We start from the raw sequence: 15,232 nt of genomic DNA on the forward strand, positions 1-15,232 counted from the left end.
CGGCACGTTTGCGCGCCGTCGCACCGAATTCGAAACCTTCACCGTTAACCCATGATCATTCACCCGAATTTCGACCCCGTTGCGATCCATCTCGGGCCGCTCGCCGTGCGCTGGTACGGGCTCATGTATCTCGTCGGTTTCATCGCCGCGATCGTCGTCGGCCGCGTCCGCCTTAAGCTGCCGCACGTCGCCGCGCAGGGCTGGACCGCGAAGGACATCGACGACATGATGTTCTACGGCGTGCTCGGCACCGTGCTCGGCGGCCGGCTCGGCTACGTGCTGTTCTACAAGGCGAGCTTCTACTTCACGCATCCGCTCGACATCTTCAAGGTGTGGGAAGGCGGCATGTCGTTCCACGGCGGCTTCCTCGGCGTGACGCTCGCGATGATGCTGTTCGCGTGGCAGCGCAAGCGTCACTGGCTGCAGGTCACCGATTTCGTCGCGCCGATGGTGCCGACGGGTCTCGCGGCGGGCCGCCTCGGCAATTTCATCAACGGCGAGCTGTGGGGCCGCGTGACCGATCCGGCCGCGCCGTGGGCGATGCTGTTCCCGGGCGCGTCGCGCGACGATGCCGCGTGGCTCGGCGCGCATCCGGAACTCGCCGCGAAGTGGCACCTGAACGACGTGTTCCTGCAATACCAGATGCTGCCGCGCCATCCTTCGCAGCTCTACGAAATTGCGCTCGAAGGCATCACGCTGTTCTTCGTGCTGTTCTTGTTCGCGCGCAAGTCGCGTCCGATGGGGGCGGTGTCCGCGCTGTTTCTGATCGGCTACGGCCTCGCACGCTTCACGGTCGAGTTCGCGCGCGAGCCGGACGACTTCCTCGGCCTGCTTGCGCTCGGCCTGTCGATGGGGCAGTGGCTGTCGCTGCCGATGATCCTCGCGGGCATCGCGCTGATGATCTGGGCGTATCGCCGCCGCGCGGCCGCGGCCACTGCATGATGCGCTTGCGCGCGTGACGCACCAACGAAAAACGCCGGCCCCGGGGCCGGCGTTTTCGCATCTGGCGTGCAGACTGCCCGCGTGACTTCGATTACTTCAGTTACTTCATCTGCACCGAGCCGTTGACCGTGACCGTCACGGTCGCCTTGCCGCCTTCGACGGCGATCGGCGCGCTCATCTTCGCGCTGTCCATCGCAGGCGCGGCCATCGCCATCATGCGCGGATACGGCTGCACGTTGCGGCCGCTGCCGACGTTTACGTCGCGAATCGAATAGCTGCTGTAGCCGAATGCCTTCGCGGCTTCGTCCGCACGCATGCGGAACGACTTGATCGCTTCGGTCGTGAGCTTCTCTTCGGCTGCGCGTTGCGCTTCGGGCGACAGCGAGAACTCGACGTTCGCCACCTGCATCAGGTTCGACAACTGGCCCGCGAGCTTCGACGCCGCGGCGAAATCGCGCGACTCGAGCACGACTTCCGTGCGGCCGCGCCATGCGGAGATCTTGCCGTCGCGATCGGTGCTCGGATAGACGGAGAACGCGCCCGTATGCGCGGTCACGCCGGACACGCTCTTCGCTTGTGCGAGCGCGGCGTCGGCGCGCTGGTTCAGCTGCGACGTCAGGCTGCCCGGATCCTTCGCCTGCTCTTCATAGAACAGCGTGATATGGATGATGTCCTGCGGCACTTCGCTGCTCGCCTGCGACGACAGCGACAGCACGCCCGACGGCTGCGGGAAGTGCGGGTTGACGGCTTGGGCCTGCGCGGTGGCGGGCGCGATGGCCAGCACAGCGGGCACGGCGGCGGCAAGCATCAGCGACAGCGCGAGTGCGGATTTCTTCGTCATTGTTGGGTTCCTTGTCGATGGCGCGCACGCGGATCGCGCGTGCGCGACGCGGGCGGACCGCGCGAGGGAAAAACGACAGCCGGCCGGATCGGCCGGTCGCGGTTGCTTAGGCCCGGCGATGCATCGGCGAGTTCCGGACGCGCCGCGCATGCTGACCAAATTTGACGTTTGCCCGCCCGCGCTTACTTCATCAGCCGTTCGGTGATGAAGCGCCATTCGGCGCGCGTGACAGGTGTGATCGACAGCCGGTTGCCTTTCGCAAGCACACGCATGTCGGCGAGCTCGTCGTATTCGCGCAGCGCCGCGAGCGGCACGAGCGGCGACTTCTTCACGAAGCGAACGTCGACGAGCAGCCAGCGCGGCGTTTCCTGCGTCGACTTCGGATCGTAATAGGGACTCTTCGGATCGAATTGCGTGGGATCGGGGTAGGGTGTCGACGACACTTCGGCGACGCCCGCGATGCCCGGCTCGGGGCAGCTCGAGTGATAGAACAGCACGCCGTCGCCGAGCTTCATCGTGTCGCGCATGAAATTGCGCGCCTGATAGTTGCGCACGCCGGTCCAGGGCAGCGTGCGCTGCGGCGCGTTCGCGAGATCGTCGATGCTCGCTTCGTCCGGTTCGGACTTCATCAGCCAGTATTGCATGGATCGTGATCGACGCAGAAAGAGGCTGCTACAAGAGGCCGCTACAAAAGAGGCCGCTACAAAAGGAAACGGCATCGGGTGCAAGACCCGATGCCGTTGGATAGGCCCCCGCCTTAGCCGCTAGGCCGGCATCCTGAACCTGGGGTTCAGAATTGGTCGCAGTTAGCAGCACTTCGGGTACATCAGACAGAGTGACGCGCGCGCCCGTGCTACAAATTTCCGCAACCGTGCACATGGCATTGGTTCAAGGAATATATGACCTTGGCGAACCAGGCAGGGAAGCTGACTGAACTGTGAATCGTTGTGTCCAATTTGACCACCGTTGACCGCTGAGATCAAGGGGAATCGACACATCGATTCGAGGTTACTGCGTCTCGTGCTGTGCGAGCACCGCACCGAGTTTTTCGTTCATCTGGCGCATTGTACGCCGGATTTCTTCCGCCGGAAATGCTTCACCGTGACGCACGCTCGTTTGCAGCCGCAGCAGTTCGGACGCGAGCGACAGCGCCGCCATCACGGCGATGCGATCGGTGCCGCGCACCGAGCTGTTCGAGCGGATCTTCGTCATTTCCGCGTCGACACGCGCGACAGCCTCGAGCAGCGCCCCTTCGGTCTCGGCCGAACAGGCGAGACGATAGGCCTGGCCGAGAATCGAGACTTCGATCTGCTTGGTGCTCATGCGTGTTCTCCGTGGCTTGCCGCGTCGTCGCGATCGGCGCGCGCCTGTGTATCCAGCAGATCGAGCTGGTTGTCGGTTTCCGCCACGCTCTTCGAGCGCGGCAGCTTCTCGAGAATCGCGTTCAGTTTCACCTGAGCGTCGTCGATCTTCGCCGACAGCGTGTCGCGTTCCGCCTCGAGCGCATTGCGTTCCTCGCGCAGTTGCGTGAGCTCGGCGCGCACCGTGTCCGCTTCCGCGCGCAATTGCGCGACTTGCTCTTCGAGCGCGAGCCGTTCCGAGTGATAGCGCTGGTTCAGTGCAATCAGCCGGCCAATATTTTGAGATAGGGTTTCGAGTTCGTTGAGCATCTGCTGCGTCCTCTAAAGACCCAGCATTTTAGCGCGGAATAACGCGCATTCCGACATCTGTAACGTTTCCAGTCGTAACACCCCTGCTTCTTGCCGCGAAATTGCGAGACGGGGGCCGGTTTTTGCCTGTGTGCCGAGCGCTTTCTTGACGCTCTCGCGGACCGCTCCTAAACTGGCGCCGCCTCGGTGCTCGCGCGTGCGACGCGCGGTTAAACGGGAAGCAGGGCGCCGGCTCCGCCAGGAGCGGCCAACCTGCGCTGCCCCCGCAACGGTAAGCGGCCGCATCGGACGATGCAGGCCGGCTCGGGTGCGCTCGGCGTGTGCGGTTCGCATGCGGGCGCAGGCCACTGCGCATGATTGCGCGGGAAGGCGAGCCGGTGTGCCGCCAGCCCGGATACCGGCCGAGGCGGGGAGCCCGTGCGCGGGCTTCATGACGCGCGGCCTGCGGGGAAGCGGGGCGCGCAGCCGTTCACAGGATGTCTTCGATGCTGACCCCAATCGCCCGCAACGCGCTCGGCGCGCTATGCGGGCTGCCGCTCGCCGCCGCGGCCCAGACTGCTGCTGCACCGGCCGTACCCGCCACCTCCACCACACCCGCTGCCGCGCAGACAGGACAGAACACCGACGCGCAGCTGCTCGCGCCGGTCGTCGTCACCGCGCAGCGCGCGCCGCAGGTCCTTGCCGATGCGATTCCGCAAACGACCGTGTTCGACGCGCAGGACATCGCTGCGCATCCGGGCGCCGACCTGCCGACGCTGCTCGCGTTCGCGCCAGGCGCGCAGATCGTGCGCAACGGCGGCCCTGGCGCGAGCGCGACGCTGTTTTTGCGCGGCGCGCAATCGACGCAATCGCTCGTGCTGGTCGACGGCGTGCGCGTCGATTCCGCGAGCCTCGGCGCCGCGCAGCTGAGCCAGCTGCCGCTCGACCAGATCGAGCGGGTCGAGATCGTGAACGGCAACGTGTCGTCGCTGTATGGCTCCGGTGCGATCGGCGGCGTCGTGCAGGTGTTCACGAAGGACGGCGGCAATCATCCGCCGCGCTTCAACTTTGCGGTCGGCCTCGGCAGCTATGGCACGCAGACGCAGCAGGCGGGCGTGTCGGGCCGGCTCGACGCCGACGGCAAGACGACCTTCAGCGTGTCGATCGCGCGCGACAAGGACAACGGCTTTTCCGCGCTCGATCCGGCGAAGCAGCCGAATGCGAACCCGAACGCGAACGGCTACCTGAACGAGAGCGTCACCGCATCGCTGCGGCATCGCTTCGACGATCGCTGGGATGCGGGCGTCACGTACTTCCAGTCGAACGGCACCAACAGCTACGACAACGCGTTCGGCGCGCCGACCGACCTGAACAACCTGTATTCGCGCGTGCAGCAGGCGCGCGTCTTCGCGAACGGCAAGCTGTTCGACTGGTGGACGACGCATGTCAGCGTGGCGACCGGCAACGACCGCAGCCAGACGGAGCTGAACGGCGTCTACACCGACCACTTCAATACCGACAACCGCCAGTACACGTGGCAGAACGATTTCCGGATCGCGCCCGACCACATGATCCAGGCCGGCTACGAGCGGCTCGACCAGCAGTTCATGTCGAACGTGTATTCGGCGCCGCAACGCCACGTGAATTCCGGCTGGCTCGGCTACATGGGGCGCATCGGCCGCCAGCAGTTCCAGGCGAGCCTGCGGCGCGACCAGTATTCGGATTTCGGCGGCGCGAACTCGTACTATCTGGGCTACGGGCTCGACCTCACCGATCGCTGGAAAATCACCGCCAGCTATTCGGACGCGTTTCGCGCGCCGAGCTTCAACGACCTCTATTACCCGATCGCCGGGAATCCGTCGATCCAGCCCGAGCGCAGCCACTCGGTCGAGGCCGCGCTGCAATATGCGGCGAACGCGGTGGGCGTCATGCGCATCACCGTGTTCCAGACGCGCTATTCGAACCTGATCGACTACCGGCCTGAAGCGAACAGCTTCTTCTATGTCGCGCAGAATGTCGGCCGGGCGAAGGTGCAGGGGCTCGAAGGCTCGTGGCAAGGGCACGTCGGCGCGACCGACGTGCGGGTTGCCGCCACCTTGCAGAACCCGATCGACGAAACGCAGAATCAGGACCTGGACCGGCGCGCGCGGCGCTTCGCGTCGGCAGCGGTGAGCCGCGCGTTCGGCCCGGTGCGCGTCGGCGGCGAATGGCTCGTCAGTGGCGCGCGCAACGATTCGGGCGGCGGGCGGCTCGGCGGTTATGGGCTCGTCAATCTGTCCGCGCGCTACAACATCACGAAGGCGTGGTACGTCAGCGCGCGCATCGACAACCTCTTCGACAAGGACTACGAGCTTGCCTACGCATACAACACGCCGCGGCGCGGCGCCTATGTCACGCTCGGCTGGCAGCAGCAGTAAGCGCCCGGCGTGCGCGGCACGGTGCGCCGCATGAGCGCCACGCGCGCGGCGGCGATCTGGGCGGCGCTCGCCGTGGCCGTCGCCGTGCTGTTCGTCGCGTCGCTGACGATCGGCAGCGTGCCGATGTCGCCGCTGCAGGCGCTCGCATCGCTCGTTCCGCACGGCGGCGGCGATGCGCTGTTCGCCGACATCGTTCGCACGCTGCGGCTGCCGCGCGCGCTCGCGGGCTTCGCGTGCGGCGCATTGCTCGCACTCGCGGGCGCGCTGCTGCAGGTGCTGCTGCGCAATCCGCTCGCGGAACCGTACGTGCTCGGCGTGTCGGGCGGCGCGGCCGGCTTTGCGCTCGTCGCGATGATCGCGGGCGCCGCGTGGTGGCTCGTCGATGCGTCGGCGTTCGCCGGCGCGCTCGTGTCCGTGGGGCTCGTGCTCGGCCTCGCGCGCCGCGAGCTGTGGCGCGGCGAGTTGCGTGACGCGTCGCCGCGGCTGCTGCTCACCGGCGTCGTGATCGCGGCCGGGTGGGGCGCGCTCGTCACGCTGCTGCTGTCGCTCGCGCCCGATGCCAGGCTGCGCGGCATCATCTTCTGGCTGACCGGCGACCTGAACGGCGCCGCGGCGCCATGGTTCGCGTGGGCCGCGCTTGCGCTCGCCGCGTGCGTCGCGCTGCCGGCCGCGCCGCAGCTGAACGTGCTGCTGCGCGGCGACGCGACCGCACTCGCGCTCGGCGTGCCGGTCGCGCGGCTGCGCGTGCGCATCTACCTCGTCGCGTCGCTGGCCGCGGCTGCTGCGGTGACGACCGCGGGCACGATCGGCTTCGTCGGGCTCGTCGTCCCGCATGCGCTGCGTCTCGCGTTCGGCAACGACCAGCGCATGCTGCTGCCTGCCGCGCTGCTCGCGGGCGGCGGCGGCGTGATGGCGGCCGACCTGCTCGCGCGGACCGTGATCGCGCCCGCGCAGTTGCCGGTCGGCGTGATGACCGCGCTGATCGGTGTGCCGGTGTTCCTGTGGATGTTGCTGAGGAGACCGACGCGATGAATGCAGCCGTATCCTTGCCGGCCACCGGCGTCTCGTACGCGGCTGTCCACCTGACGCTGCGGGTCGGCGCGCGCACGTTGCTGAGCGGCTTCACGCAGGAGTTCGGGCCCGGCGAGATCTGGTGCGTCGCGGGGCCGAACGGCGCGGGCAAGACGACATTGCTCGCGACGCTCGCGGGCCTGCATGCGCCGTCCGGCGGCCACGTCGAAGCCGACGGCCGCCCGCTCGCCGCGTGGCCGCCCGCCCAGCTCGCACAACGGCGCGCGCTGATGCCGCAACACCTGCACGATGCGTTCAGCGCGACCGTGTTCGACACGGTGCTGCTCAACCGCTTCCCGTATCTCGGCGGCTGGGGCTGGGAGCGCGACGGCGACCGTGCGGCCGCGCGCGACGCGCTCGCGACCTTCGGCCTCACGCCGTTTGCCGATCGCGACGTGCTGTCGCTGTCCGGCGGTGAGCGGCAGCGCGTCGCGCTGGCCGCGACGCTGTGCCAGGATGCGCCGCTGCTGCTGCTTGACGAGCCGCTCGCGCATCTCGACCTGCATCACCAGATCGATTGCCTGACCGCGCTGGCCGCGTGGCTCGACGCCGGCCAGCGCACCGTGCTGTTTTCGTGCCACGACCTGAATCTCGCGCGCCGCTTCGCGACGCATGCATTGCTGCTCGACGGCCGCGGGCGCGCGTGGGCGGGCCCCGTGCACGACGTGCTGACGGCCGAGCGCGCGAGCGATGCGTTCGGCTATCCGCTCGTGCTGATCCGTCAGGATGGCCGCGACGCATTGCTGCCCGCGTGGCCGGAGCGGCGATGACTTACTTTCTTTCGACGTGCGGCGGCTGCCGCGCTAACCAGGCGAACCAACGATGACCCAGACCGACTTCCTGCCCGACATCGCGCCGCTCGACGCATCCTTGCGCGCGCGCCTGCAGCATGTGATTGACCACAAGACCAAGCCGCCGGGCAGCCTCGGCCAGCTCGAGCCGCTCGCGCTGCAGCTCGGCCTGATCCAGCAAACCGAGCGGCCGCTCGTGCAGCGTCCGGCGACGATCGTGTTCGCGGGCGACCACGGGATTGCGGCCGAAGGCGTGAGCCCGTATCCGCAGGCCGTGACCGCGCAGATGGTCGCGAACTTCCTGGCCGGCGGCGCGGCGATCAACGCGTTTTCCGGCGTCTCGCAGAGCACGCTCGAGATCGTCGATGCAGGCGTTGCGTCGCCGCTGCCCGCATCCGACCGGCTGATCTCGCTGCCGGTCGCGCGCGGCACGCGCAACTTTGCGCTGGAGCCGGCGATGACGCGCGACGAGGCGCTCAGCGCGCTTGCCGCGGGCGCCGCCCGCGTGCGCCATCACGCGGCGCTCGGCACCAACGTGATCGGCTTCGGCGAGATGGGAATCGCGAACACGTCGTCGGCCGCCTGCCTGATGAGCCGCCTGCTCGACGTGCCGATCGACGCATGCGTCGGACGCGGCACGGGGCTTGACGATCAGGGGCTCGCGCACAAGCGCGCGGTGCTCGGGCGTGCGCTCGCGCGGCATTCGCACGCGATCGAGCCGCTCGATGTACTCGCGACGTTCGGCGGCTTCGAGATCGCGATGATGACGGGCGCGTTTCTGGCGGCGGCGAGCGAGCGCATGACGATCCTCGTCGACGGCTTCATCGCCACCTCGGCGTTGCTCGTCGCGGAGCGGCTCGCGCCGGCCGTGCGCGATTACTGCGTGTTCTCGCACACGTCGAACGAAGCGGGGCATCGCCGCATGCTCGAGCATTTCGGCGCGAAGCCGCTGCTCGCGCTCGACCTGCGGCTCGGCGAAGGCACGGGCGCGGCGCTCGCGCTGCCGCTCGTGCGCGCAGCGGCCGCGTTCATGACCGAGATGGCGAGCTTCGATTCCGCCGGCGTCGACAATCGTGACGCCTGAGCGCGCGCGCGGCCTGCGCGCCGAGCTGCGCTACTTCTTCGTCGCGCTCGGCTATTTCACGCGCGTGCCCGTGCCGCGCGCGATCGGTTACGCCTCCGGCGATCTCGACCAGGCCGCGCGCTACTTTCCGCTCGTCGGCGCGTGCGTCGGCGCGTGGGGCGCGCTCGTCTACCTCGCGGCGCTGCGCATGCTGCCGGCGTCGATCGCGGCGGGCCTGTCGATCGCCGCGACGCTGCTCGCAACCGGCGCGTTCCACGAGGACGGGCTCGCCGACAGTTGCGATGCGTTCGGCGGCGGCTACACGCGCGACGACGTGCTGCGGATCATGCACGACTCGCGGATCGGCACGTTCGGCGCGGTCGCGCTCGTGATCGCGCTCGGCCTGAAATGGCAGGCGCTTGCCGCGCTGCCGCCGCTGCGCGCTGCGTGGACGATGGTTGCCGCGCACGCCGCGAGCCGCGCGATGGCGGTGAGCCTGCTGATGTCGCTCGATTACGTGCGCGCCGAAGGCAAGGCGAAGCCGGTCGCGCAGCGGATGGGGCCGCGTGCGGCGCTCGTCGCGGCGGCGTTCGGCCTGCCCTGGCTGTTCTGGCCGGACTGGCGAGCTGGCGTGGCCGCGTTCGCGGCGCTCGTGCTGCTGCGCGCATGGCTCGCGCGCTATCTGGTGCGGCGCATCGGCGGCTACACGGGCGACTGCCTCGGCTTCGCGCAGCAGTTGGGTGAACTGACGATCTATCTCGTGGTGCTCGGATGGACGTCGTCCTGATCCGGCATCCGGCGGTCGATGTCGATGCGGGCGTGTGCTACGGGCGCAGCGACGTGCCGCTCGCGGCGCCGGCGGAGGCCGGCGCGCAGGCCGTGCATGCGCGTGTCGCGGCGTTGCGTGCGCCGCTGCCGGAACGTATCGGGTGCAGCCCGCTGACACGTTGCGCGTCGGTTGCGGAATGCCTCGCGCATGCGCTCGGCGTGCCGCTGCAGCGCGACGCGCGCTGGCAGGAGATGGATTTCGGCGCATGGGAGATGCAGCGCTGGGACGACATCGACCGCGCGGCGCTCGATGCGTGGGCGGCGGACCTGATGCATGCATGCGAGCACGGCGGCGAGAGCGTCGCACGTTTCGCTGCGCGGGTTGCGCAGATGGTCGACACGGTCGCGCAGAACGGCGCGCCGCAATGGGTGATCACGCATGCAGGCGTGATCCGTGTGTTTGCGTCGCAGGTGTTACGGATGCCGCTCGACTCGCTGTTGTCGCGGCCGGTGCCGTATGGCGGCATTGTGTGGCTGCGCAGGTGCGATGCATCCGGTGCGTGGGAGATGGTGCACTGGGACGATCAGGGCCCGCTATTGACGTGAACAGGCGTTGACGTGAACCGGCCCTGCGCGCGCGCTTGCGTCAGCGCGCAGGCCGCCGCTTGCGTGCAAGGTCGAGATCCTCGCAGAGTGCCGCTGCGCCTTGCGCGATGCGCGGCGACGCGCGCGTCAGCAAGTCGCCGTCGATCGCGAACAGGTTGTCGCGCGCGACGGCCGTCAGCGCCGGCCACGCGCGCCAGCGCGCGAGGCTCGGTAGCGGCTCGCGCGACGCCGTTGCGCCGGCGCTTGTCGTCACGATCGCTTCCGGATTGGCCGCGAGCACGGCTTCGTCCGTGACCGTCGGCACGAGCGGCTTCTGCGACGCGAACACGTTGCGGCCGCCGCACAGCGCGATCACGTCGCTGATCAGATGCGTGCCGTTGAGCGTCATCAGCGGCCGGTCCCACACCTGGAAGAACACCGTGACGGGCGCGCGCGCCGCATAGCGTGCACGCAGCGCGTCGACGTCGCGCGTGAACGCCGCAGCGGCCGTGTCGGCCACGGGCTGCGTGCCAAGCAACGCACCGAGCTGGCGCAGCGATGACGCGATGTCGTCGAGATGCTGCGGCTCGCTGAAGAACAGCGGAATGTGCAGCGCGCGCAGCGCGTCGGTCTGCCGCTCCGCATTGCCGTGTCGCCAGATGACGATCAGGTCGGGCTTCAGCGCGGCGATCCGTTCGAGATCGAGCGCCTTGTTGTCGCCGACGCGCGGCACGGCTTTCGCGGCGCCCGGATAGTCGCTGTACGTGACGGTGCCGACGAGCTTCGCGCCGCCGCCGGCCGCGTAGATCAGCTCGGTTGCGTGCGGCGCGAGGCTGACGACGCGTTGCGCGGGCGCGGGCAGCGTAACCGCGTTGCCTGCATCGTCGCGTGCGCTGACGTCCGCGCGCGCAGGCGGCGCGCTGCCGAGCGCGAGCAGCGCGAACAGGGCGGTTACCGGCAGCAGGCGCGCGAGCGGACGCATCGTCAAAGCGCTGTTCCATCCAGTCCGGGAGCGCATCGTGCGAGCGCGTCTGCGAGGCGCTGCCATTCCGCTTCGTTGCCCGGCAAGCCCACGCGCATGCTCGACGGTTGCGCGAAGTGCCGCGTCCAGATGCCGTGCCGTGCAAGCGCCGCATGCAACGCCCCGGCGCGCGGATCGGCGGTCCAGCTGAACAGCGGCGTTGCGTGCACGACGTAGCCGTGTCCGCGCAGCAGCGCGGCGAGCCGTTCGCCGTCGGCGGCGAGCCGCTCGCGGGCCGCCGTCTGCCACGCGCGGTCGGCGAATGCGGCCGTGACCGCGTGACGGGCGGGGCCGCTGACGGTCCACGCGCCGAGCGTGTCGCGCAGCGCGGCGATCAGTTCGGGATGCGCGAGCACGAAACCGGCACGGATGCCCGCCAGCCCGAAGAACTTGCCGACCGAGCGCAGCACGACGAGACCCGGACGATCGACGCAGGCGGCAAGCGAGCCGGCCGTGCCCGTGTCGGCGAATGCCTCGTCGACGATCAGCGTGCCGCCGCGCGCCGACAGCTGCGCATGCCAGCCGAGCAGGCGCTCGGCGGCGACGCGCTCGGCGGTCGGGTTGTTCGGATTCCCGACGATGACGTGACGCAGCGTCACCGGCAGCGTGTCCGTGCCGATGTCGAGCGGTTCGATGCGGTGGCCGTGGCGCGCGAACGCGGGCCCGTATTCGCCGTACGCGAGCGCGGCGACGCCTGCCGCGCCGTGCGGCAGCAGCGCGGGCAGCGCGCGGATCGCGGCCTGGCTGCCGGCGACCGGCAGCACGTGCGCGGCGTGCGGGGCGCCGTAGTAGCGGGCTGCGCCCGCGGCGAGCCCGTCGCCGTCGTCGGGCAGCCGGCGCCACGCGTCGGCGGGGACGGGCGGCACCGGGTAGCCGGCCGGATTGATGCCGGTCGACAGGTCGAGCCACGCGTCGTACGGGATGCCGTGGCGGCGTGCGGCTTCGTGCAGGTTGCCGCCGTGCGTGATGCGGGTGTCAGACATGCTGGGTGCCCATGACGAGTGCGGCGCTCGCGACGAGCAGCGCGAGCCACAGCGCGAGGGTGCGCATGACGAGCGACAGCGCGGCGACGATGTGCGCGGCGCTCGCGGGCGCGCCGCTGCCGAGTTGCGGACGGTTTTCGATTTCACCGTGATACACGGCCGGGCCGCCGAGCTGCACGTTCAGGCTGCCCGCGCCCGCGGCCATCACCGGGCCCGCGTTCGGGCTGTCCCAGTGGCGCGCCTGCGTGCGCCAGCAGCGCCATGCGTTCGCGGTGTCGCCGAGCAGCGCATAGCTCGCGGCCGTGAGGCGCGCGGGAAGCCAGTTCAGCGCGTCGTCGATCCGTGCGGCGGCCCAGCCGAACGTCAGGAAGCGCGGCGTGCGGTAGCCCCACATCGCGTCGAGCGTGTTCGCGAGCCGGAACATCAGTGCGCCGGGGCCGCCCGCGACGACGAACCAGAAGAGGGCGCCGAAGATCGCGTCGTTGCCGTTCTCGAGCGCCGATTCGACGGCCGCGCGCGACAGCGCGCCCTCGTCCGCGTCGCTCGTGTCGCGCGACACGATCCGCGCGGTCAGCGTGCGCGCGCCGGGCAGGTCGTGCCGCAGCAGCGCGGCGGCGATCGGCGCGAGATGGTCGGCGAGACTCTTCGCGCCGAGCGCGAACCACAGCAGCGCGACGTGCAGCGCGGCCGCGAGCGGGCCCGGCAGCGCGGCGGTCAGCGACGCGGCGAGCACGACCGGCGGCGCGACGGCCGCAAGCCATGCGGCGATGCCCGCGAGGCGGCCGCGCCGGCCGGTGTTCAGCGCGGCTTCGATCCGCGCGGCAAGCCGCCCGAATGCGACGAGCGGATGCGCGGCCGACGGCTCGCCGAGCACGCGATCGACGATCACGGCGACGATCGCGAGCAGCGCGAGCGCGGGCAACGACAGCATCAGCATGACGCGGGCTCCGTCTTGATTGCGACCGGCAGCCCGGCGACGAGCAGCGTGACGCGCGTGGCGAGCGCGGCCACGCGCTGGTTGAGGCGGCCGAGCTCGTCGACGTAGCGGCGCGTGATCGAGCCGAGCGGCACGACGCCGAGCCCGATCTCGTTGCTGACGACGATCACCTTCGCGCGCGCGTTGCGCAGCGCCGCGTCGAGCGCCGCGACGCGCGCCGCGTACTGCGCGTCGTCGAGCGGTTCGCCTTCGGCCGGACACAGCAGGTTCGTGAGCCACAGCGTCAGGCAGTCGACGAGCAGGCACGCATCGGGATCGTCGAGCCGCGCGACGGTTTCGGCGAGCGCGACGGGGGCGTCGGCGAATCCCCAGCTCGCCGGCCGGCGCGCGCGATGATGCGCGATCCGTTGCGCGAATTCGGCATCGCCCGCATACGCGGTCGCGATATAGGTGACGGCGCGGCCGCTGTCGGCCGCGAGCCGCTCGGCGTACGCGCTCTTGCCCGAGCGCGCGCCGCCGAGGACGAAGGTGAGATCGTGCGGAATCATCGCGTGATTGTAACGGCGCAGGCGATAATGCGGCCTTCGTTTCGCCACGCCTTTGACCCGATGAATGCAACCGAGATGCGGCCGCGCGGCTCGCTGATGATCCAGGGCACGACGTCCGACGCGGGCAAGAGCACGCTCGTCGCGGGCCTGTGCCGGCTCGCGCGCCGCGCCGGCGCGCGCGTCGCGCCGTTCAAGCCGCAGAACATGGCGCTGAACAGCGCGGTGACGGCCGACGGCGGCGAGATCGGCCGCGCGCAGGCGCTGCAGGCGCTGGCCGCGGGCGTCGCGCCGCATACCGACTTCAATCCCGTGCTGCTGAAGCCGACGAGCGACCGCGGCGCGCAGGTGATCATCCACGGCAAGGCGCGCGCGAACCTGAACGCGCGGGCATACCACGACTACAAGCCGGTCGCGTTCGACGCGGTGCTCGAATCGTACGCGCGGCTGCGCGCCGGTTACGACACCGTGATCGTCGAGGGCGCGGGCAGTCCCGCCGAAATCAACCTGCGCGAAGGCGACATCGCGAACATGGGCTTTGCCGAGCGTGTGGACTGCCCGGTCGTGCTCGTCGCCGACATCGACCGCGGCGGCGTGTTCGCGCACCTGGTCGGCACGCTCGCGTGCCTGTCGGACAGCGAGCGCGCGCGCGTGCGCGGCTTCGTGATCAACCGGTTTCGCGGCGATTTCAAGCTGCTCGAACCGGGCCTCGACTGGCTGCGCGCGCAGACCGGCAAGCCGGTGTTCGGTGTGCTGCCGTACCTGCACGGCCTCACGCTCGACGCGGAGGACATGCTGCCCGCGCAGGCACGCAGCGGCGCCGCGCGCGACGGTGCGGGCGTGCTGCGGGTCGTCGTGCCGGCGCTGCCGCGCATCAGCAACCACACCGATTTCGATCCGCTGCGCGCGCATCCGCAGGTCGACTTCACGTACTGGAAGAGCGGGCCCGTGCCGGCCGCCGACTTGCTGATCCTGCCCGGCTCGAAGAGCGTGCAGCGCGACCTCGCATGGCTGCGCGACGCCGGCTGGGATGCGGTGATCCGCCGCCATCTGCGCTACGGCGGCAAGCTGATCGGCATCTGCGGCGGGATGCAGATGCTCGGCCGCACGCTCGACGATCCGCACGGCCTCGAAGGCGCGCCGGGCAGCGTGCCGGGGCTCGGGCTGCTCGATTACGACACGACGCTGCTGCCGGACAAGACGCTGAAGAACGTGACGGGGCAGCTTGTGCTGCCGGGCGGCGCGGCGGTGCGCGGCTACGAGATCCACATGGGCGAGACGCGCGGGCCCGCGCTCGCGGCGCCGGCGCTCGCGCTGGCGGACGACGATTCCGGTGGCCCTCAAGGCCCGCAAGACACGCGCACCGACGGCGCGCTGTCGGCCGACGGTCAGATCCTCGCGACCTACGTGCACGGCCTGTTCGACGCGCCGGATGCGTGCGCGGCGCTGCTCGCGTGGGCGGGCCTCGATGCGGCCGAGCGGATCGACTATCCGGCGCTGCGCGAAGCATCGCTGGAACGGCTCGCGGACACGTTCGCTGCGCATCTCGACCTCCCCGCGCTGGTCGCGGAATTCCGCTGACGCCTGCTGATATCGGCTGGCATCGGCCGATCCGTCTG

General features: G+C 69.8%; 16 protein-coding genes, 1 other RNA gene and 1 riboswitch. Of the genes, 8 read left to right on the forward strand and 9 right to left on the reverse strand.

Going from position 1 to position 15,232, the window contains the following annotated elements; all coding sequences use genetic code 11:
* Positions 1 to 51: 51 nt before the first annotated feature.
* Positions 52 to 942, forward strand: coding sequence for a prolipoprotein diacylglyceryl transferase (gene lgt / locus ACV22Z_RS16890; RefSeq protein ID WP_448077431.1), 891 nt, complete (start codon positions 52 to 54; stop codon positions 940 to 942).
* Between the two features lie 100 nt (positions 943 to 1,042).
* Here the strand turns inward: lgt and ACV22Z_RS16895 are convergent, their stop codons facing one another.
* The 5 genes from ACV22Z_RS16895 to ACV22Z_RS16915 all read right to left on the reverse strand — a co-directional run bounded on the left by ACV22Z_RS16895 (position 1,043) and on the right by ACV22Z_RS16915 (position 3,453).
* On the reverse strand, positions 1,043 to 1,783 hold the full coding sequence (locus ACV22Z_RS16895) for an SIMPL domain-containing protein (protein WP_448077432.1): 741 nt from the start codon (positions 1,781 to 1,783) through the stop codon (positions 1,043 to 1,045).
* Between the two features lie 182 nt (positions 1,784 to 1,965).
* Complete coding sequence (locus ACV22Z_RS16900; RefSeq protein ID WP_448077433.1) at positions 1,966 to 2,427, reverse strand: EVE domain-containing protein; 462 nt, start codon at positions 2,425 to 2,427, stop codon at positions 1,966 to 1,968.
* Positions 2,428 to 2,528: 101 nt separating this feature from the next.
* Positions 2,529 to 2,710, reverse strand: a non-coding RNA gene (gene ssrS, locus ACV22Z_RS16905) — 6S RNA.
* Between the two features lie 81 nt (positions 2,711 to 2,791).
* Positions 2,792 to 3,106, reverse strand: a complete 315-nt coding sequence (locus tag ACV22Z_RS16910) for a cell division protein ZapA (RefSeq protein WP_448077434.1) — start codon at positions 3,104 to 3,106, stop codon at positions 2,792 to 2,794.
* Positions 3,103 to 3,453, reverse strand: a complete 351-nt coding sequence (locus ACV22Z_RS16915) for an ATPase (RefSeq protein WP_448077435.1) — start codon at positions 3,451 to 3,453, stop codon at positions 3,103 to 3,105. Before ACV22Z_RS16915 ends, ACV22Z_RS16910 begins: the two co-directional genes overlap by 4 nt.
* A gap of 167 nt (positions 3,454 to 3,620) precedes the next feature.
* Positions 3,621 to 3,873, forward strand: a riboswitch (cobalamin riboswitch).
* A gap of 65 nt (positions 3,874 to 3,938) precedes the next feature.
* On the opposite strand from ACV22Z_RS16915, the gene ACV22Z_RS16920 reads away from it, so the two are divergent.
* Genes ACV22Z_RS16920 through cobC form a run of 6 tightly spaced genes read left to right on the forward strand, consistent with a single transcriptional unit; the run spans position 3,939 to position 10,148 of the window.
* Positions 3,939 to 5,849, forward strand: a complete 1,911-nt coding sequence (locus tag ACV22Z_RS16920; protein WP_448077436.1) for a TonB-dependent receptor domain-containing protein — start codon at positions 3,939 to 3,941, stop codon at positions 5,847 to 5,849.
* A 30-nt stretch (positions 5,850 to 5,879) separates the two neighbouring features.
* A complete protein-coding gene (locus ACV22Z_RS16925) occupies positions 5,880 to 6,881 on the forward strand; it encodes a FecCD family ABC transporter permease (RefSeq protein WP_448077437.1) in 1,002 nt (333 codons plus the stop codon).
* Complete coding sequence (locus ACV22Z_RS16930; RefSeq protein WP_448077438.1) at positions 6,878 to 7,690, forward strand: ABC transporter ATP-binding protein; 813 nt, start codon at positions 6,878 to 6,880, stop codon at positions 7,688 to 7,690. The genes ACV22Z_RS16925 and ACV22Z_RS16930 overlap by 4 nt, the downstream gene beginning before the upstream one ends.
* A 52-nt stretch (positions 7,691 to 7,742) precedes the next feature.
* A complete protein-coding gene (gene cobT, locus ACV22Z_RS16935; RefSeq protein ID WP_448077439.1) occupies positions 7,743 to 8,795 on the forward strand; it encodes a nicotinate-nucleotide--dimethylbenzimidazole phosphoribosyltransferase in 1,053 nt (350 codons plus the stop codon).
* Entirely contained in the window at positions 8,785 to 9,561 is a 777-nt protein-coding gene (locus ACV22Z_RS16940; RefSeq protein WP_448077440.1) for an adenosylcobinamide-GDP ribazoletransferase, read from the forward strand. Before cobT ends, ACV22Z_RS16940 begins: the two co-directional genes overlap by 11 nt.
* Positions 9,546 to 10,148 (forward strand): alpha-ribazole phosphatase, encoded by a 603-nt coding sequence (gene cobC / locus ACV22Z_RS16945; protein WP_448077441.1) that lies wholly within the window; start codon positions 9,546 to 9,548, stop codon positions 10,146 to 10,148. The genes ACV22Z_RS16940 and cobC overlap by 16 nt, the downstream gene beginning before the upstream one ends.
* Before the next feature lie 40 nt (positions 10,149 to 10,188).
* Here cobC and ACV22Z_RS16950 read toward each other — a convergent pair whose 3' ends face one another.
* The 4 genes from ACV22Z_RS16950 to cobU are packed head-to-tail and all read right to left on the reverse strand — an operon-like array spanning position 10,189 to position 13,616.
* Positions 10,189 to 11,109 carry a cobalamin-binding protein gene (locus ACV22Z_RS16950; protein ID WP_448077627.1) on the reverse strand — a complete coding sequence of 307 codons (921 nt, stop codon included), beginning with the start codon at positions 11,107 to 11,109 and terminating at the stop codon, positions 10,189 to 10,191.
* A gap of 2 nt (positions 11,110 to 11,111) precedes the next feature.
* Positions 11,112 to 12,131: a threonine-phosphate decarboxylase CobD gene (gene cobD / locus ACV22Z_RS16955; protein WP_448077442.1), complete on the reverse strand. Its 1,020-nt coding sequence runs from the start codon at positions 12,129 to 12,131 to the stop codon at positions 11,112 to 11,114.
* A complete protein-coding gene (gene cbiB / locus ACV22Z_RS16960) occupies positions 12,124 to 13,068 on the reverse strand; it encodes an adenosylcobinamide-phosphate synthase CbiB (RefSeq protein ID WP_448077443.1) in 945 nt (314 codons plus the stop codon). The genes cobD and cbiB overlap by 8 nt, the downstream gene beginning before the upstream one ends.
* Positions 13,062 to 13,616, reverse strand: a complete 555-nt coding sequence (gene cobU / locus ACV22Z_RS16965; RefSeq protein WP_448077444.1) for a bifunctional adenosylcobinamide kinase/adenosylcobinamide-phosphate guanylyltransferase — start codon at positions 13,614 to 13,616, stop codon at positions 13,062 to 13,064. Before cobU ends, cbiB begins: the two co-directional genes overlap by 7 nt.
* 60 nt (positions 13,617 to 13,676) lie before the next feature.
* On the opposite strand from cobU, the gene ACV22Z_RS16970 reads away from it, so the two are divergent.
* Positions 13,677 to 15,194, forward strand: a complete 1,518-nt coding sequence (locus ACV22Z_RS16970) for a cobyric acid synthase (protein ID WP_448077445.1) — start codon at positions 13,677 to 13,679, stop codon at positions 15,192 to 15,194.
* The last annotated feature ends 38 nt before the right edge of the window (positions 15,195 to 15,232 follow it).

This window comes from Burkholderia sp. PU8-34, from assembly GCF_053427725.1.